Annotated in this window: 19 protein-coding genes; 3 read left to right on the top strand and 16 right to left on the bottom strand. The window is 61.2% G+C overall.

All coding sequences use genetic code 11. The annotated features are described in order from the left end of the window. Positions 1–2: 2 nt before the first annotated feature. From IPM54_23465 to IPM54_23420, 10 genes are all read right to left on the bottom strand, one after another. Complete coding sequence (locus IPM54_23465) at positions 3–710, bottom strand: ABC transporter ATP-binding protein (protein MBK9262749.1); 708 nt, start codon at positions 708–710, stop codon at positions 3–5. Next, positions 707–1,918 (bottom strand): ABC transporter permease, encoded by a 1,212-nt coding sequence (locus tag IPM54_23460; GenBank protein MBK9262748.1) that lies wholly within the window; start codon positions 1,916–1,918, stop codon positions 707–709. Before IPM54_23460 ends, IPM54_23465 begins: the two co-directional genes overlap by 4 nt. Next, positions 1,915–3,087 (bottom strand): efflux RND transporter periplasmic adaptor subunit, encoded by a 1,173-nt coding sequence (locus IPM54_23455; GenBank protein ID MBK9262747.1) that lies wholly within the window; start codon positions 3,085–3,087, stop codon positions 1,915–1,917. Before IPM54_23455 ends, IPM54_23460 begins: the two co-directional genes overlap by 4 nt. An 18-nt stretch (positions 3,088–3,105) precedes the next feature. Next, the gene (locus IPM54_23450) at positions 3,106–3,567 is read right to left on the bottom strand and encodes a hypothetical protein (protein MBK9262746.1); all 462 of its coding nucleotides are present in this window, start codon (positions 3,565–3,567) and stop codon (positions 3,106–3,108) included. Then, the gene (locus IPM54_23445) at positions 3,564–4,184 is read right to left on the bottom strand and encodes a TetR/AcrR family transcriptional regulator (GenBank protein ID MBK9262745.1); all 621 of its coding nucleotides are present in this window, start codon (positions 4,182–4,184) and stop codon (positions 3,564–3,566) included. The genes IPM54_23450 and IPM54_23445 overlap by 4 nt, the downstream gene beginning before the upstream one ends. 65 nt (positions 4,185–4,249) lie before the next feature. Further along, complete coding sequence (locus IPM54_23440) at positions 4,250–4,681, bottom strand: hypothetical protein (GenBank protein MBK9262744.1); 432 nt, start codon at positions 4,679–4,681, stop codon at positions 4,250–4,252. 215 nt (positions 4,682–4,896) lie between these two features. Then, positions 4,897–6,141 carry an NAD(P)/FAD-dependent oxidoreductase gene (locus IPM54_23435; GenBank protein MBK9262743.1) on the bottom strand — a complete coding sequence of 415 codons (1,245 nt, stop codon included), beginning with the start codon at positions 6,139–6,141 and terminating at the stop codon, positions 4,897–4,899. Next, complete coding sequence (gene argJ / locus IPM54_23430; GenBank protein MBK9262742.1) at positions 6,141–8,264, bottom strand: bifunctional glutamate N-acetyltransferase/amino-acid acetyltransferase ArgJ; 2,124 nt, start codon at positions 8,262–8,264, stop codon at positions 6,141–6,143. The genes IPM54_23435 and argJ overlap by 1 nt, the downstream gene beginning before the upstream one ends. Further along, the gene (gene argC, locus IPM54_23425) at positions 8,261–9,316 is read right to left on the bottom strand and encodes an N-acetyl-gamma-glutamyl-phosphate reductase (protein MBK9262741.1); all 1,056 of its coding nucleotides are present in this window, start codon (positions 9,314–9,316) and stop codon (positions 8,261–8,263) included. The genes argJ and argC overlap by 4 nt, the downstream gene beginning before the upstream one ends. 32 nt (positions 9,317–9,348) lie before the next feature. Further along, entirely contained in the window at positions 9,349–9,600 is a 252-nt protein-coding gene (locus IPM54_23420) for a hypothetical protein (GenBank protein MBK9262740.1), read from the bottom strand. Between IPM54_23420 and IPM54_23415 the strand changes: the two genes are divergently transcribed. Continuing rightward, positions 9,599–9,853: a hypothetical protein gene (locus IPM54_23415; GenBank protein ID MBK9262739.1), complete on the top strand. Its 255-nt coding sequence runs from the start codon at positions 9,599–9,601 to the stop codon at positions 9,851–9,853. The genes IPM54_23420 and IPM54_23415 overlap by 2 nt on opposite strands. 35 nt (positions 9,854–9,888) lie before the next feature. Further along, positions 9,889–10,386: a hypothetical protein gene (locus tag IPM54_23410; GenBank protein MBK9262738.1), complete on the top strand. Its 498-nt coding sequence runs from the start codon at positions 9,889–9,891 to the stop codon at positions 10,384–10,386. Here IPM54_23410 and IPM54_23405 read toward each other — a convergent pair. From IPM54_23405 to IPM54_23390, 4 genes are all read right to left on the bottom strand, one after another. Next, entirely contained in the window at positions 10,383–11,201 is an 819-nt protein-coding gene (locus IPM54_23405; GenBank protein MBK9262737.1) for a carbohydrate-binding family 9-like protein, read from the bottom strand. The two genes, IPM54_23410 and IPM54_23405, sit on opposite strands and share 4 nt — an antisense overlap. Before the next feature lie 19 nt (positions 11,202–11,220). Next, positions 11,221–12,870, bottom strand: a complete 1,650-nt coding sequence (gene ffh, locus IPM54_23400; protein ID MBK9262736.1) for a signal recognition particle protein — start codon at positions 12,868–12,870, stop codon at positions 11,221–11,223. A gap of 104 nt (positions 12,871–12,974) precedes the next feature. After that, positions 12,975–13,295, bottom strand: a complete 321-nt coding sequence (locus tag IPM54_23395) for a hypothetical protein (GenBank protein MBK9262735.1) — start codon at positions 13,293–13,295, stop codon at positions 12,975–12,977. Positions 13,296–13,378: 83 nt separating this feature from the next. Beyond that, the gene (locus IPM54_23390; protein ID MBK9262734.1) at positions 13,379–13,930 is read right to left on the bottom strand and encodes a hypothetical protein; all 552 of its coding nucleotides are present in this window, start codon (positions 13,928–13,930) and stop codon (positions 13,379–13,381) included. A 274-nt stretch (positions 13,931–14,204) separates the two neighbouring features. Here IPM54_23390 and IPM54_23385 point away from each other — a divergent pair, with 274 nt between their 5' ends. Continuing rightward, the gene (locus tag IPM54_23385; GenBank protein ID MBK9262733.1) at positions 14,205–14,858 is read left to right on the top strand and encodes a hypothetical protein; all 654 of its coding nucleotides are present in this window, start codon (positions 14,205–14,207) and stop codon (positions 14,856–14,858) included. A gap of 46 nt (positions 14,859–14,904) precedes the next feature. Here the strand turns inward: IPM54_23385 and IPM54_23380 are convergent, their stop codons facing one another. Continuing rightward, on the bottom strand, positions 14,905–16,086 hold the full coding sequence (locus IPM54_23380) for a serine protease (GenBank protein MBK9262732.1): 1,182 nt from the start codon (positions 16,084–16,086) through the stop codon (positions 14,905–14,907). After that, on the bottom strand, positions 16,083–18,005 hold the full coding sequence (locus IPM54_23375; protein MBK9262731.1) for a hypothetical protein: 1,923 nt from the start codon (positions 18,003–18,005) through the stop codon (positions 16,083–16,085). The genes IPM54_23380 and IPM54_23375 overlap by 4 nt, the downstream gene beginning before the upstream one ends. Positions 18,006–18,008: the final 3 nt, after the last annotated feature.

Here is an 18,008-nt window from a genome sequence, read left to right as displayed (position 1 = left end):
CCTCAATGCGCTGCGACGGGCGAATATGGCCGAATGCGCCCGTCCTCCATTTCATAAAGCACATCGAAGACATCGAGGGCGCGGTGGTCATGCGTAACCACCAAAACCGCCGCGCTCCTCTCATGCGCAACCTTCCGAAATAGCTCCATCACGTTGCGACTGCGAATGCTATCGAGCGCGGCGGTGGGTTCGTCGGCAAGAATGAGCGAAGGCTCGTTCGCAAGCGCCCGTGCAATCGCCACGCGTTGCTGCTCCCCGCCGCTCAACGTCTCCGGATACGAACTTTCCCGGTGGACTACGTCGAGGTATCCGAGCAATTCCCGAGCGCGCCGCCGCCCCTCGGTTTTCCCGCCAAACTCACAGGCGATTTCCACGTTTTCTCTCGCCGTGAGAAAAGACGTCAAGTTGGCCTTCTGAAAAACAAAACCCAAGTGTTTTCTTCGCAATCGCGACAGGTCGGCGAGCGGCACGCCATCCTTGACGACCGGACGCCCCTCGAAAAACACTTCGCCCGAATCCGCAGGCGAAACGAATCCAAGCGCCTTGATGAGCGTCGATTTTCCCGAACCACTCGGACCAAGCAGCGCCGAAACGGTTCCGCGTTCCAGCGTCAAACTGACGTCGTCGAGAGCCACGATGGCGGCGGATCCGGTTCCGTAGGTTTTTCGCAAGCTCACCGCTCGCACGGCTTCGGTTTCGGCCATCGTCATCCCTCCAAAGCACGCGCTGGATCGATTCGCAAAACGTGGTTCAAGCCGAGCATGCTCGCGAGTGTCACGATTGCAAACGTGGCAATGGGCGCCACGACGAAAATGGTGTCCGTCATGAGCACGCGGCGAGGAAACATGGGATACGCGACTTGGCCCACCGCATACGCAAGAGCATAACCGAGCGCCCCCAAGAGCCATGCCTGTTGCAAAACCATACCCACGAGCCGTGAACGCGGGGCCCCAATGAGCTTGAGAACTGCAAGGTCGTGCGTTTTCTCGAGCGTCAGGTTGTACATGACCATCATGACGATGACCGCGGCAGTCAATGTGAGAATGACCGTGAACAAGCCAATCTGCATTCGCGCCCGTTGAACCACGCCGCCAAGCAAAAGCGCTTCTTCTTCGCCTTGCGTGTAGACACTCACGTCGCCCCAACTTCGCATCTCGGATTGCACATCGGCAATGCGATGCGGGTCCGCTTCGACGAGCACCGCAGCGAGAGGCGGCGACGCAAGCGCTGGTGCACGCCAGCGCGGATCCGTCGCGAGATCCTCGAGGGCCGGCTGCCCTCGGCCGAGGTCCGTGCGGCGCAAGCGCTCGACCACGCGTTGTCGCTCGAGCAAGAGCGCTTCGGCTGGTTGATCGAGCGCGACGATTTGTGCATCCGCGACGCTCATGAATGCGACGGAATCGCCGCCGGACGTGAGCGCGTTTTTCGTCAGGCCAACGATGCGATACGTTTCGCCCGCGAGCTCGAGCGATTCCCCAATGCCGAGCCCAAGCGAAGCGTCGACGATCATTTCGCCATGTGGCTGCAATAGATGTCGTCCTCGAACGAGCGGCAATGACAACCCCGGATCGTCGGGCCAACCCAACCCCACGAGGGCAATTCGCATGACATTGCCGCGATGTTCACGTTGAATGAGCTGATACGTATAGGGGCGCGCGCGCCGAACGCCAGGAACGGCGGCTGCGCGGGATTCGATGCTTGGATCGAGCCGAGACCCTTCCGCAAAGGGTCCTCGGGTGTCCCGTTGCACGAGCCAAAGATTGGCGTTCATGGCGCGCGTCAAAATGGTCGCGTCGTCCACCATTCCCGCATATATGCCCTGCATTGCGATGACCACGGTGAGCAAAAGTGCCAAACCCGCGGCCGTACCAATGAAACGCGCCAGGTGCCTCCGAACGTCGCGCATTGCGAGGTTCATGGAGCCTCCCAGCGTCGGCCAACCGGAAGGGTCACGCCCGCCCGTGATGCGCCGAAAACCGCATCGCCTTCCGACAACCCTTCGAGCACTTCGACGTCTTCGCTGCCCGAAATACCGAACTTTGGCCGAACGAGCGCAATCTTGCCACCGCGACTCGTGTAAACATAGGCACCCTGTTCGTCATGATGAACCATTCGAATGGGAATGCGGAGGCTGTTTTCCCGGCGCCCGAGCTCGATGCGTATGTCGGCCCGCTGGCCAATGGCTACGCGCCGCTCGAGCCGCTCGGGCGTGACTTCGACGATGAGCTCATGGGTTTGTCTGTCCGCCTCCCACCCGATTCGCGTGACCTTTCCATGGAGTGGTTCTTTGGTACCCGGAAACGTAATGATTGCGCGCTGATCCAATGCGAGCTGAGGCAATACCGTTTCATCGATGGCCGCATTCACGTGCACGCGATCCGTATCGACGATGCGGAGCACGGTCGTTCCAATGGCAACCGTGTCTCCAGGCTCTCGCAATCGTCGCGTGATCAACCCATCGAACGGCGCGAGCAGCGTTGCGCGAACCATGGCGACTCGTCGCTGCTCGGCCCCGCCGGCCGCCACATCGATTCCTCGCGTTGCTTCCGCGCGTTGCGCAAGCACGCGATCGAGGTCCGCACGCGCCAAACGAAGCCGATCCGTCGCTTCATCACGTTGTGCTGCCGGAATCGCCCCGCCGTCGAAAAGAGCCTTCGTCCGCGCGGCTTCGCGGTCGGCGGTTGCGAGAAGCGTTCGCGCACGCTCTTCTTCCGCGGCAATTCGCTGCAAGGACGAACGCGCCGCAGCGAGACCCGTTTGCGCCGACCGCAAATCGGCTTCGGCCTGATTGGTCTCGAGACGCGCAATCTCTTGGCCCAGCGTGACGCGAGCGCCTTCGTCCACGAGCACGTCGCTCAGGCGCCCAATCATATCGAATCCAACGCCCGCTTCACGCTCGCTTTCAATCGTGCCCCGGCCGAAGGCTTCTTGAATGATGGTCCCGCGCTCGACCCGCGCGAGCTCCACTTTGACCGGGGAAAGGAGCCGAAACCAAGCAATGGCGAATACGACGCCCACCAGAACCACGCCCCAAAAACTTCGGCGCGCAATGTCAAAGGTTCGACGGAGCCATGCAGGTGCAGCCATGGGTTCACCAAGTTTTCATCAATGATGATGCTCTGCCGCACGTCCCATGTGATGCACCAAAAGCACGATATCGGTTCCGGCATCGGGCTCCACGGCATGCGGCACGTTTGGCGCAAGCACGACGGCGTGCGAACCGTCGATACGAAATCGCTCCGAGCCCGCAACGACCGTTCCCGCACCGTGTACGGCTTGAATCGTCACGGGCACTGCGGAATGGTGTTCCGGTAGCACCGTGCCCTGCCGAAGCACGATGGACACGAGTTTCAATGCCGGTTCATCGACGAGCACGCGCACTTCACGCGGTTGCCCATTGCCGACTGGCGCAGGGAATTCCACCGCGCGTGCAGGGGGCCCCGCGAGCGTTGGCGCAGAGCGATGTTCCGCGGAATGCGCAGCGTGATGGTCGGGTGAATGCGCCGCGCAACCCATGAGCGCAAAAGCCGCAATGGCGAGAACGGAAACGATTGCAAAACGTTTCATGCAGACCTCTTTCTGGTTTTGGTGGTTGTCGAAGTCGTCGTCGGCCGAAGAAGTACGTGGAGCGTGTCGCGCACGACCCGAGCCTGCGTTCGCTGTTGCGTGTTTGCAGCCGACAGCGCGAGCATTTGCATCGTGCCCATGACAATGGGCGCGAGCGTCTCCGCCGATAGATCCACGCGCACCTCGCCGGCTTTCTGCCCGTCGCGCAGGCATTGCACAATGAAGGCCCGAGTCCGCTCGACGCACGCGGAGAGACGCTCGGACCCGCTCTTTGGCAATGCAAGGAGGAATTGTTCCGAAAGAACGAGGCGCAGAATTCCGATTTGATTGCCGACCGCCGCGGTGCGCGCTTCGATGAACCGATCGAGCTTTTCGACGGGCGATAGCGTAGCGGGCGGGTACGTCGCTTCGAGAACCGCTTCGACACGCATGACCACCGCTTCGAGAAGCGCATCGAGCGAAGCGAAATGGCGAAAGATGGCGCCGCTCGTGAGCCCCACATGCTCGGCAAGGCTCCGCGTGGTGAGCGCGGTAATGCCTCTCGTCGCAATGATGTGCAGCGCCGCATCGGTCAGCTCGACTTGACGAACCTCGGTTGCGCGACGAGCATCTCCCATGAGCCAGCAAGTAAGCACTTACTTACTAGCAAGTCAAGAAAAAATTCTTCTTGCGAAGAACGCGATTACATGGCGGAGTTGGGTGAGGTGGACGACTTGGCGAGGCGTTCGTTTTCTGCCGCGAGCCATTTGCGGCATGCTGCTTCGTCATCAAAAAAAGCGATGTTGAGGCGCTGCTTCGTGAGCACGTTCAGCGCACGCATGATCATTTGCATGACGACGCGCTTGTGCATGCCCGGAACGAGCGCCGCAACAGCATCGGCACGGAACGACGTTGTCGCGAACTTTGCCCGAGCCTGTGAGTTTGGTATGTCCGATTGCGAAACATCGGTAATCAGCAGGTACCGAGGTATTTCAAGCGCATCGATGTGCGCAAACACGCGTTCGGCATGCACTTCCGTAACGGCACCTTTCCATTTGAGCACAAACAAATTCGGTGGCTCGAACCTCACGCAATGCGTGTCAACGACCCACTCTCGAGGTGCTTGCTGCTCCATGGTTCGCTCCTGAAACGAAAATCGGGCGGGGTGGCGGCGGCAGGGTACGCGATGCGCACGACAAAGGGAAGAGATTTCGTCCTCACTGCATCTTACAACTGCGCAAGCACTCGTGGAGCGACCAGACCGCGGTTATTCCATTTTCACTGTACAATTCGACAGGCACGGCGTTCCTCAAATTGCCCACGCTGAGCAACATCTAATACATTCGAAGCTCACCGCCCCCGCGCCTGCAGCAAACCCAATCCCTCCGTATAACCCCACGCCAGACCTGCCCGGCCCAAGTCCACGGCCGCCTTTGCCAATCGCCGCCGCGGTATGCGTTCCCCGGCAAACCATTGCATGCCCGCCGTCACGATCGCTTCCGAATTCGTCACGTAGCGCTCGACGAGCGGCCTCGCCGGGCCATACACGTGCCGCGCCGCGCGCGATCGCACCGCCAAATCGAGCCCCAATCGCGTTTTCCGTACACGCTCGTTCCAAGTAGCGAACGACAATTCATTCGCCGCCAAACATTCTGTCAAGTACGGCCCCGCCACGGCTCCATAATGAATCGCTTGTGCAATGCCTTCGCCGAGCACCGGATCGATGCCCGCGGCTTCCCCCACGAGCAGCACGCGCGGACGAGCCAGCGGCTGCGAAAACGAAACGCCCCGCTCGGCAAAACGACGGACAGCGTGACACGACGCAGTCACGCCAAGCCGATCATTTCGCATGTCGAGCCTTTCGGCGACATTCGGCACGCCTTCGAGCCTTTCAGGAATGCCTTCCCCGCGCAATTCGTACATGCCGCGACAAACGAGCGGTTCCCCGCGGACGATCGTGGGAAAATCCCACGCGTACCCAGCCAAACCTCGATCCTCCAAATCGAAATGCAAAACGTCGCGCGATTCGTCCATCGATGCAAATGACGTATCGACTTCCATGGCCTGCGCCATGAACACGCCCCGCGCAAATCCGGTCGCGCGACGAACGATGCTCCCCACGCCGTCCGCACCTACGACGACACGTGTGCGAATCTCGCCAATCGACGTCGTGAGCAGCACCGAGGCGGCACCCGCGACGACATTTTCCACTTTGACGCCATCACGAATCCTCACGCCTCGCGCCTTGACCGCTTCAGCAAATGCGTGATCGAATTCGATCCGTCGAACCACTCGGCCAATGACCGGACCATCGCGGCGCACGCAAAACGTTTTCCCGTGGGCTCGCACGGACAAACCTCGAATGGGAACGTGAGGAACGTCGATGGTTACGCCAATCGATGCGAGCAGCCGATCGGCTCGCGCGCCGATGGCCCCCGCGCATATTTTGTCACGCGGATACGTGGCGCGTTCGACAACGAGAATGCGATCGCGCAAATGCGGCGCGGCGTTCGTCAAAAAGAGCGCCGTGGACAATCCCGCTGGCCCTCCGCCGACAATCACGACGTCGGCGTCGAACGCGGGATTCGCATGCATCAGGTCGGGACCTCGCCGCCTTCTTTCGGCGCACCCGCACGAATCATCGTCCCGACGCCTCGAGACGTGAAGAGCTCCGCCACGACATTGTGCGGAATGCGCCCATCGATGATGTGCACCGTTTCCACTCCGCCCTCCAGCGCACGCAGAATGGCGGCTGCTTTGGGCAGCATCCCGCCCGTCACGGTGCCGTCTTTCATGCGCAGCTCCAGCTCTTCGGCGCTCAATTCCGAAATGAGCAGGCCGTTTGAAAGAATGCCTGCGACATCCGTCAAGAAGATGAGCTTTCGAGCACCGCATGCAATGGCAATTTCGGCCGCCACGGTGTCCGCGTTGATGTTGTACGTGAGCCCGTCTTTGCCCAAACCAATCGGAGATATGACGGGAATGTAGCCTTTGCCCAAAAGAAGCTCGACCACTTCGATGTCGACGCTCGATACTTCGCCCACGTACCCCATGTCTTTGCCCGAAGGCGCATGCCATTTGCGCGCCTGAATCAGCCCGCCGTCTTTCCCGGACAAACCGACGGCTTTTCCTCCGGCGCGCGACAACGACGCCACGACCTCTTTGTTGATTTGCCCCGTCAAGACCATTTCGACCACGCGGAGACTCGCCGCGTCGGTGATGCGCAAACCATCGACGAATTCACTCGATTGACCCATTTGTTCGAGCGTCCGCGAAATTTCTGGCCCGCCACCATGCACGATGATCGGCGACAAACCCACTGCTTGAAGCAGCCGCACATCTTCGGCGAACCGATCTTTCAAATCGGGCCGCACCATCGCCGCACCACCATACTTGATGACGGCACGCGTTCCCGCGAATCGCTCGATGTAACGCAATGCCTGCACGAGCGTATCCGCCTTGAGCTCGGGCGTTTTGTTCTCCAAACGTCCGTCGCGACGAACCGGACCGTCGGGCGTATCGACGAGGACCGCCGCGTAATCGGCATTGATGCGCACGTAGTCGTACGACAAATCGCATCCCCACGCCGTCGCATGCCCAATGCCCGTCCCTATCGTGACCTCGACGAAGACTTCTTCGCCGCGCAAAAGCGCCCGCAACGCGTCCGCATCGAATTGCCGTGGTTTGCCTTCGGAGAAGACGCAAACATGCTGCAGGCTCACCGACGTTTGCGCCGGATCGAATCGAATGTGTTGTTCCGACGCGCGCGCACCAATCGCCGCCAGAATGCGTCCCCAATTCGGGTCTGTCCCGAAAAACGCTGCCTTGGTCAAGTTCGATTCCGTGACCGCCCGCGCGAGTGCTCGCGCCGTCGCCATGTCTTCCGCCCCGCGCACCGTCACGGTCACCAAGTGTTGTGCACCTTCACCATCGCCCGCAATCGCTCGCGCCAGCTCCTTGCACACGTCGATCAATGCTGCGTTGAAATGCACCGCGTCCGGCGTACCACGCTCCGTAATCGGATCGTTTTCGGCCATTCCATTCGCGAGCATGAGCACCTGATCGTTCGTCGACGTATCTCGATCGACGCTCACCATGTTGAACGTCTCGTCGACGGCCGCGCGAAGCATTGCATCGAGCACGCTGATTTCGATCGCCGCATCGGTCACGATGAACGCGAGCATCGTCGCCATGTTGGGATGAATCATCCCGGATCCCTTGGCAATCGCCGCAATACGCACGCGATCTCCACCCAAGAAAATCTCGCGCGACGCCATTTTCGTCGTCGTATCGGTCGTGAGAATTGCCTCCGCCGCAGCCGACGGATCCGTTCCAAGGCGCCCGAGAAGCGATGGTAGTGCCGCTTCTACTTTCGCCGCGGGCAGAGGAATTCCAATCACGCCCGTCGAACACGTCAACACGGCATCCGTTGGTACACCAAGTACTTGCGCGACCGCCGTCGCCATACGCTCGTTCGCGAGGACCCCCTCATCGCCCGCCAAACAATTCGCATTGCCGCTGTTGGCGATGATGACGCGCGCGTCTTTTCGAGGCAGCCGAGCCGCATTCCAATCGACGCACGCCGCTCGAGACTTGGACCGAGTAAAACAGCCAGCCGCGTTCGCCGGAAGCTCCGAAAGCACGAGCGCCAGGTCGGGTCGTTTGACTTTGATACCAGCCGATCCGCCGGCGAAGGTAAAACCATTCGGTATTTTCACGTGCAACCTCGAAGAAAACCTGACGAAACACCAATCATCGCGCAAAGGTTTTGCATTGCTTGCGACGCTGCGCCTTTGAGCAAGTTGTCGAGAGCCGATACGACCACCACGGCCGATCGCTCGGGAAGCACGCGTACCCCCACATTCGCGAGCGGCGTATACGCGACGCGCGTAAGCGTCACATTGCCGGGCTCCGTCACATCCACGAGACCCTCCGCATAGCGATAATCGCGACGATAGAGCGCTTCGACGTCGGCCTGCGACACGTCGCGAGAAAGCCGAGCATACGCCGTCACCATGAGACCTCGTTTGACCGGCAGCAAATGCGGCACGAACGTCACGTGCACGGGCGCCTTTGCCACGCGTGACAACGCTTGCTCGATTTCAGGCGTGTGCTGATGATCCCCCACGCGATAAGGCGAAACGTTTTCGTCCACTTCCATGAACGAATATCGCTCTTCGGCTTTCCGCCCCGCCCCGGATACTCCACTTTTGCCATCCAAGAAAATCCCATCACGTTCGATGATTCCCGCACGCAAGAGCGGCGCCAGCGCCACGATGGCCGCCGTCGCATAACAACCAGGATTGGCCACGACGCGCGCGGATGTAATGCCGCTCGGATCGCTCGACGCGTCACGCACTTCGGGCAATCCGTAATGCGCCTCCGCGCAATACTCCGGCGCCGTATGATCGAATTTGTAGAACCGCGGATAATCCTCTAGGTTCGTCAAGCGAAACGCACCCGACAAATCCACGACGCGCACGCCCGTCTCCACGAGCTTCGGCACGAGCTGCATGGATACTTCCGCGGGCGTTGCGAGCACCACGATTTCGCTGTCTTTTGCGAGCTTCATGGCATCGGCCATCGGCGACACGACCATGCGACTCAGGCGCCCCGGAAGCCGGAGGTACTCGCCGAGACACGTGCCTTGCCACCGATCAGACGCAGCGCCGATCAGGTAGAATTTCGGGTGATCGAGTAGCGGCACGAGCTCGCTGCCAGCGTAACCGCTCACGCCCAGTATCGAAACGGTCTTAGGCCCGATGGACACGCGCGCTCTCGTAGTGTCCAGTGCGCCAAGAGTCAAATGGTTGTGCACGTACGCTTCACCATGGCACCTCGGTTGCTGTCCGAAACACACGAGAGGTGACCTGTGCGGATCAGAAGCAACGACAATACCCCGGACGGAATTGCGACGTCGCGAACCAGTCGCTCGGCAATGTTTTGGATACTGCTTGCCATTTCATTGACGGCCGCGGCTGGATGTAGCGCATCGGTGAGAATGAGGCCCACGGTGGGAGGATACGCGGTGGCCCCCGTCGATGCAGTGCCCATGGCGATCGAAGCATACCCGCGCGCGTATTACCGCGATCGCTATGCGTACCTCGTCGATGGAACCTGGTATTACCCGACGCAAGATGGTTGGGTCATGTTCCTGGAAGAACCCCGTCCACTCGTGGAATACCGGACGCGCGTGCAAATGGCGCCACCTGCAGCCCGGCCGCCGGACGTGTATTACGGTTATCCCCCTCCGCCGCAGCAACCTACACAACCTCGCGAGCTTCACCGCGAATATCGTCCTGAATAATGCAGCGCTGATTGCTGCAGCGAAGGAGGAGACCCATGCGTTCTTCGAACACGAATTGGTTTTTCCTGGGCGCGGCCCTGTTTGCCCTCGGCACGGCCGCCTCGGGATGTTCCCTCGATGCCGCCTTGGACGTTACGAGACCGGGTGGACCGCCGACCGTAGCGACTGGAACGCTCACGCAACAATGGTCGATTGGAGGTCAATTCGATTCGCGGTTCTGCGTGACGTACGGCGCCGATCGGATGCAACTCGTCATTCGAGATCAAGCCGGGCGTTTGGTTGCGCGGGCATTCCAGCCTTGCGAAGAAATGCAAATGTCGGTAACGCTGGCCGAAGGGTCTTATACCGGTGACGCTTGGCTCATCGGGACAGACGGAGAACGGGTGAGCACGACATTGCCGCTTCGGCCATTCCAGATCGCGCGGGGCACGGAGACGTTCATCGATACGGATTTCCCCGTTTCGTCATTGCTGACGGCATACGACAGATTGGAATCGTCAGAGCCGAACGATGCGGTGGACGAGGCTGATTAACGCTGCCATTTGACCCGGCCAAACCGGGCAGCCTTGTGAAAATTGCCCATTCCCAAAATGGGCGACCAAGCCACGCCGCCATTGTTTTGCATGGCATAGAAGTTCATACGCCAAAAGCTGCCAGATTCCGGAGGCACTTTGCTCGCCTTCGTAAACGATGACCACGGAATCTTGGCCTCGACGACGTATCCCTCGTCTTTTTCGACGTCATCATCGATTTTCCCGTTCAAGACGACGGCACTTTCGAGCGCCGCGCTCCAGTCTTGGTGCCCGAACGGACCATTGGGGCCGCCCCGAGGCTGGTTGTAATTATCGAATTGCGAATCGAAAACGAGGTTTTGGGGGCCAATTTGGATTTCGTAATAATCCTTGTTGTCCCCATCCCCGTCGGGATCGATCATGATTTCGACCGTGTCGCGCTCCCACAAATGCGGGTCCTTCGCATCCGCGGGAAATCCGCCTCGAATGCTCGCGTCTTTCACGTCGAATGCGACGTAAAAATACGTGTCGTCCCAAAGCAGACGCACGCTGCCCTGTACGGGCAAACGCGGGTTTGTCACGCCCGTGCCGACATCGACGAATTCCCCAGAAGATGCCGCTTGCTGCCAAGCGCCCTCGTCGAGCTTACCGTCAATCGTAATGGTTTGCCCCGCCGGCAGCGTCGGCACGACCATTTCTTTGATGACGCGCCGATTGTCCGGCACGGCCGCGGAATTGGGCACCGGTCGAGGTTTTTTGTCGTCCGCGCGCTCGCCCGCCCTACACGCCCCAACGCCAACGACGAGCACAGCCAAGGCAATGGGGCGCAACATCACGTCAATCTTCCAAGAAAAACTACTTCCGACCCTTCTTGCGCGCATCGCGTTCGCGCTTGCGCTGATTCTTCTTCGCGTTTTTCTCGGCTTGGCTCAGCGTCCGCATCTTCGTCATGCTCGGACCATCCGCGCCGCCGCCCATTCCCATGCCAGGCATACCCATTCCAGGCATACCCATTCCGGGCATTCCCATCCCAGGCATTCCCATTCCGGGAAAACCACCCATGCCCGGCATACCGGGCATACCAGGCATTCCACCGCCCATGCCCGCCATCGCTTGACGCATGTTCTTCATTTGCGCCAATTGCTTCATTCCGGGGATCTTGCCCATCATGCCCATGTTTTGGCCGAGGTTCCCCATCATTTGCTTCATGAAGACGAACTTCTGCACGAGCTCGGAAACAGCCTCGGCAGTCGTGCCCGACCCCTTCGCAATGCGCTCGGCTCGCTTGGGCTCGCGAATCAGCGCGTAGGGGTCGCTTTTTTCCTGGCGCGTCATCGATTGAATCATCGCCTCGATACGCACGAGCTCCCGATCGTCCAGATTGACGTCCTTGGGCAAACCCCCGGGGAAGAAGTTGCCGAGCGGGAGTTTGTCCACGAGATCCTTCAGCGATCCCATCTTCTGGATCATGCGAACTTGCTCGAGGAAGTCTTCCAACGTGAAGTCGCCTTGCAGGAGCCGTTCGGCGTCCTTTTCGGCCTTCTTCTGATCGATGACGCCCTCGAAGTCTTGCATCAGGCCGACGACGTCACCCATGCCGAGGATGCGGCTCGCCATGCCTTCGGCGCGGAACTCCTCGAACTTGTCCGTCGTTTCGCCGATGCCGGTGAACAGAATGGGCGCGCCCGTGACTTCCTTGATGCTGATCGCTGCACCACCACGCGCATCACCATCGAGCTTCGTGAGCACCACGCCGCTGATGCCAAGCCGCTCGTGAAACGCTCGCGCCGTCTTCACCGAGTCTTGACCAATCATCGCGTCAACGACGAGGTAGATGTTCTCGGGCGCCACACGCGACTTGATCTGATCGAGCTCCTGCATGAGCTTCTCGTCGATCGCCAAGCGGCCTGCTGTGTCGTAGATGATGACGTCGCGCCCGAGCTTCTTCGCTTCGGCTTCGGCAGCGGTGCAGATGTCGATCGGCGACTTGCCCGCGATGTTGAAGACGGGAATTTTGATCGAGTTACCGAGCACCTTGAGCTGCTCGACGGCGGCGGGCCGCTGCATGTCTGCGGCAACGAGCAGCGGCTTCTTGCCCTTGCTCGTGACGAACTTGGCGAGCTTTGCGCAACTGGTCGTTTTTCCAGAGCCCTGCAAACCGACCATCATGATGCCCGTCGGCCTGCCCGACGCCCACGAGATGGTCTCGCCATCGTGACGCATCATGGCTTCGAGTTCGTCGTGACAAATCTTCACGAAGTGGTCGCTCGCCGAAACTTGGTGCGTCGCGCCTTCGTGCTTGACGCGTGCTTCGACGGTGCGGCCGATGGCCTTCTCTTTGACGCGGCTCAGAAACGCTTTGACGACGCCGAGCTCGACGTCCGCTTCGAGCAAGCTCAGCCGCACTTCGCGCAGAGCGGTGTCGATGTTGGATTCGGTGAGCTCGGTGAGACCCGCAAGTCGGTTGCGAGCCTGGCGGAAACCTCGGGTAAGCGTGTCGAACATACGGAGTCGCTCTTTAGCACGACGTCACGCGCTTCCGTAGACCCCCGTAAGCACGTTTGCGTTTTCCTGGGTCGACCCGTCCCAAGTTCGACCCGCCGCACCCATCAATGGCGTTTGGTGGCAAGCTCGATGGCTGCCTTCTGACAAGCTCGCATCGCCGGCTCGCTCTTCTTGATCTTGTCCTCGGCCGCCAAGAGATCAGCCACGGCGTTCGGAGGAGCCGCGCCAAGGCGCTCCATCTCCGCCTTCAATTTCTGCGTTGCCTCTTTGCCCTCGACGACCAGCAAATACGCTTCGGCGCATGCATCGCGCGCCTCACGCGCGGCCGGCGTCGTCGCAGGTAGGTTCTTCAGGGCGTCGATGAGCGTGCGGCGTTTGGCCGAGTCGTCCGGGGACGCGTCACGCAGTACATCGATCGCGCCCATGACGGCGCGATCTTCACGCGCCTCACGGGACGAACAACCACACGCGAGGATGCACGCGAAGGCGAAACAAACTGCAACGAAGTTCAATCCGCGCCTGCACGCTTCGGCGGCGGACCCATCTGAATTCGCTCACCAAGGTACGAACCGATCATCGTGAACAAGATGCCGATGAACGCGAGGATGACGTACATGAACAGCGGCAGAGTGCGCACCGTTTGCGTGCGCATCAGATGCCAAACCGTGGGACCTGCAACGAGAAGCGTCGCGATGACCGGTTCGAGCACGCGTTTGCCCGGAGAAATCATGCCGAGGAGTACGCCTCCGACAAACCAGACGGGAAGCGCGATCATCATTCCGTAACGACCCTCGAAGTCGAGTTTCGATACGACCATCGGCAGGCCAACGACGATCGCCGCCGTCAGCACCACCTGCACGAGCAGCGCGATACCGCACCAGACGATGCTGAATCCATCGCTGCCTCGCCGACCGTATTCGTCGACGCCGGAGCGACTCGAACGGTGCACATCCATCGCCGAACCGCACGAATTGCAGCGGCGGCTCGGCGACACCGGCGAGTTGGTCACGCCGCACGAGGGGCAGACGACGGAGGAGGGCTTCTTCGCGGTCGATGACATCCGCGCGTAGGCTAGAAAAGCCAAGCGCCGAGGGCAAGAGATCGACCGCTCGAGACGACGAATGGGCGGGCCTTGGGCCGCGAGCGAAAATTCACCGCAGAAAAGCGGAACCAAGCGCGCCGGCGACTGTCGGTCGGGTATACTCGTGCCCGACGCTCGAATTTCATGGGCCGCGGCTCGTCCGGCGGCCACTTGTCAAGGCCCAAACCCCTCACCGCTCGGTTTGTCCGAGCGAACACTCGACTTGGCTGTGCCTCGCGATCCCTCGCCTACCCTGACCGCTCCGCACTCGCCGCAGCTCGATGCAGCAGGTCAGGATCCGGATCTGGTCGCGCTTCCCGCGCCGCCCAAAGGCGAACGCACCGTCACCGTCCTGATGATGGCGCTGACCGCGGTCGCCGCTGGATGGATGGCGCTCATGCTGCTCGGGGAAGCACGATACGCGCTGACGCCGGGACAACTGGCGGACGTCGCGGATCTTGCAACGCTGTCGCCAACGGCGGACCTGGACAACCGTTACGTGCGAGCGTCGGGGCTCTTGGGAACGGCGGGGGCCATTCGTTACGGACGCGCGGCCGAAGGCGATTCGTTCCGGCTCGCGCCCATCGCTGGCAATAGCAAAATTTGGGTGGAAATTCGTGTGCCGGAAGGGTTCGAAGGTCCGAGGTTCGTCCCGCCGACGAATTTCGCCGGGCGGCTCGTTCCGTTCAAGAAGTCGGGCATTCGTCACGCGCGTTTGCCCGAATCCGTTCAAGCTCAAACGGAAATCCAAGTACCGGACGACGCGTGGGTCCTCATCGATGGCAGCTCGCCCCGAGCATCTCGCTGGGCCGTCGCACTGGTCGTGCTCTTCATGGGTTTTTCCTTCTGGAACATCGCGGGAATCGTCCGCGTGCTCGGGCGCGTGCGCGACCCGAAGACAGCCTGAGCGCTCATCACTGGGCGATCGGACAAACCCTACGTGACTGGCGCGCTTACGCGTTGCCTTCTCGAATTGGTTCAGCGCCGAAGTGATCCGACAACACCGAGCGGTACTGATCGGCAAGAAGAACGATTTCGTGAAAGAGCGCGGCGACGTCGTGTTCGCTGGCGAAAGCGAAGACCGGCTCGGAGAACGACAGCATGACCGTGTCTCCGGAGAGCGAGAGCTTGCACGGACCGGTGGAGATATCGTTGGCCGTGAGCAGCAAGCGGTAGAAAGACTCGTGATTTGCTGCCGGAAGACGCACGACCGCGACGCGCAAGATGATCAACAGCGCTGCGTCGTCGATGCGTAGGAGCACCTCGGTAGGAGGCCCGTCGGTGCCTGGAGCTTTATGCATGACGCGCCATGCACGCGGGCCAATGCGCACTCGGTTGGAGACGATCTCGAGCGTGGCGAGAGCATCGCGAACGACGCGCTCTGCGCTCATCGCGTGCGGAGGCACTTCGTAGACGTGCGGCAGCAGAGCTCCACACGACTGGCAGCGATCGTGCTCGGCCGCGAACGGCTCGGAACACGTGAGACAGCGATAAACGAGCGGTCGATCACCGATGTCGGAAGCCGGAACGTCGAGCGGCCGCATGTCGCGCGCGAAGAACCCAACCGGCAGAAGGCGACAGGATCGCTCGTTCACCCCACGCCCAGCATGTGGACCTGCAGTGATCAGGCCGATGACGTTTCCGACGGCATCGATGACCGGGCACCCACCGCGCCCCGTGCGCGAAGCGAGATCCGGATCGAGCAACGCCGGGCCGCCGCCTTGGCTCTCGGAAGACACCGTAGCGAAGGCCATCATGAGCGGCGCGGTCGACGAAGCGATCAGCACGGAGACTTGTTCTCCCATGCGCGGGAGCGGACTGGTTCGCAATGACAAACGCGCTGCGCTCGACGTGCTGGTAGGCAGCACGAACGCGACGTCACGCTCGGCATTCACGTAGACGACACGCCCAGATGCTCGCCGCCCATCGTCGTACCGAAGCATCACCTCGGAGTAAAACCCCACGGCCCGCCAGCTCGTTGCGACGAGCCCGTTTTCGAGCGCGATGAAGCCGGTTCCACCCGATCCACCAGCAAGCACTGCGACGACGGATCGACGAGCCCGAGCTTGAACGTCACCCGAGACGGGGGCCGGGCTGTGCGGGTCGCGCGAAGGCGGAACGTGTCGCGGCATCATCCGGATATGATCCTCTTCAACGCCGCCATCATCAGATCGAGCGACGATGCCGGCTTGGCCACTTCACGCTGCGCATGCGCAACGATGTCCTTGATGCGTTGCGACGTTTGCGAAGGCAAACGAGCCCGCACGAGAAGCTCACTGAGTGCGCCGACCGCGAGAAAGTGCCTGAGCGGCGGATCATTCGGCGCCTGCTCGATCTCTTCGACGCATTTCGCCAAGTGTTCGCGAGCTTGGGTGGCCGTCGTGAACGGCTGCGGCGCGAGCTTCGGTTCCTTCGGCATTTGACCGCGCTGCGCAACGACGCGTTCCATCGCAAGCAGCGACGGCTCGGCCATGGGCATCGGCGCGTTCTTGTCCGGAGGCGCCGTGCTCGACCAGATCTGTCGCAACGCCGGAGCCGTCGTGCGATGCAGATACGAAACGGCATCGGGTACCGTTTCCCCGAACTCGTAGATGGCGCGGTACACGACGGCTCGCACGAGAAGCAACGTCGTCGCTTGTCGCTCGGCAAAACTCAGCGCCGTCGCAAGCCCCTGCGCGCGGTGAAGCAATTCGCAGAGTTTGTCCGCGGGCGTAGTCGGTGCAATTTTGCGGCCCGAAACCTCGGTTTCCGGATCCATCATGGGGCGTGCAACCGCATCGGAAAGGCCGATGGCCGTGCGCTGGCGAGTCGCCGAGGCCGATCCATGCGTCGACATCATGACCGCCGGAATGGCTCCGAGACGCGCGGTATTGGGTGACATTTCTCGTTCGGATGGCGCAGCGCCCATTGCAACCGAAGCTGGCGGTCCAACGCGCGAACCCACGGAAATCGACTCCGGAGGCATGAGCACTGCTGGCACCGCGTCCCATCCGTCGCTCGATGGCGAATCGAGCATGGAGGGCGGCGCCAAGATTGCGGGAATGTCGTCAAACGTCACGGATTTGGGTCCGTCGGCGCGCGGCCCCGGCGGAGCCAGTATCGCCGGAATCTCATCGGCAGAAGCCGCGCGCTTGATGTCGCGCGATGCAGCCGACGGCGCTAGCACCGCCGGCATCTCCTCGGATGGCGGCGACGGCACGCGTCGAGCGTCCCGCAAGATCGACGGGGGTGTGAAGATCGGCGGCAATTCGTCGGGAGATCCACGGCGCGCCGTGTCCCCCGCAAACATGGGCGCGAGAATGGACGGCACTTCGTCCTCACGCGGCGCAGAAAAATCAGGTCGCAACGTCGGCGGTGGTGGCGGCACGATGGACGTCCTGGGCACACCCGCTCGAAGCGTACCGAGCAGCCGCTTCTTGCCCATCGAATCGAAACCGCCTCGCCCATCGCTTCGAGCAGGACTGCGCGCGTTGAACGCTGCCACGAAAAGCTCCGTGTACCGTGCGGACATCGTCATCATTTCGTGAATGACATGACGCACCAATACTGGCGGAGCGGCACCGAGCTGCGCGACGAACCGCATCACCAGCAAGTCCTCACGCAGACAAATGCGCGACGACAAACGATCGTCATCGCAAAGCTCGAGCGCGAAACGCTTCGTCGCGATCCGCTGCGAACGCGGCAACCGGGCGACGGGAGACTCGATCACGAGCTGCATCGGGACGAGCTCGACGAGCACGTACACCGTGGAATTTTTGCCCGTGAGCGTCCAACCGGGTCCTTCCGGGAACTGCATCGTTCGCAAAGAAAAACCCGTCTCGGTCGCAAGACACGCTCCGACGGCGCGCGCGAAATCGCCGCGTCGAAATGCGTCCATCGCCTTCTCGAGCCCCGTGTCGTCGAGACTCCAGTGCTCCTGCGGCGTAAACCTCCGCATCGAGTCTTCGAGCGCGAGCGGCGCTTGGTTCTCACCACAAGCGTCGCAGCGAGACCCTCGAAGGGGCCAGCCACACACCGTGCAGAACTCCCGAACTTGTCGGGTCGGAGCGCCCACGGT

The sequence above is a fragment of the Polyangiaceae bacterium genome (assembly GCA_016715885.1).
GTDB lineage: Bacteria > Myxococcota_A > Polyangia > Polyangiales > Polyangiaceae > Polyangium.
This window is presented reverse-complemented; position numbering and strand designations above follow the sequence as displayed.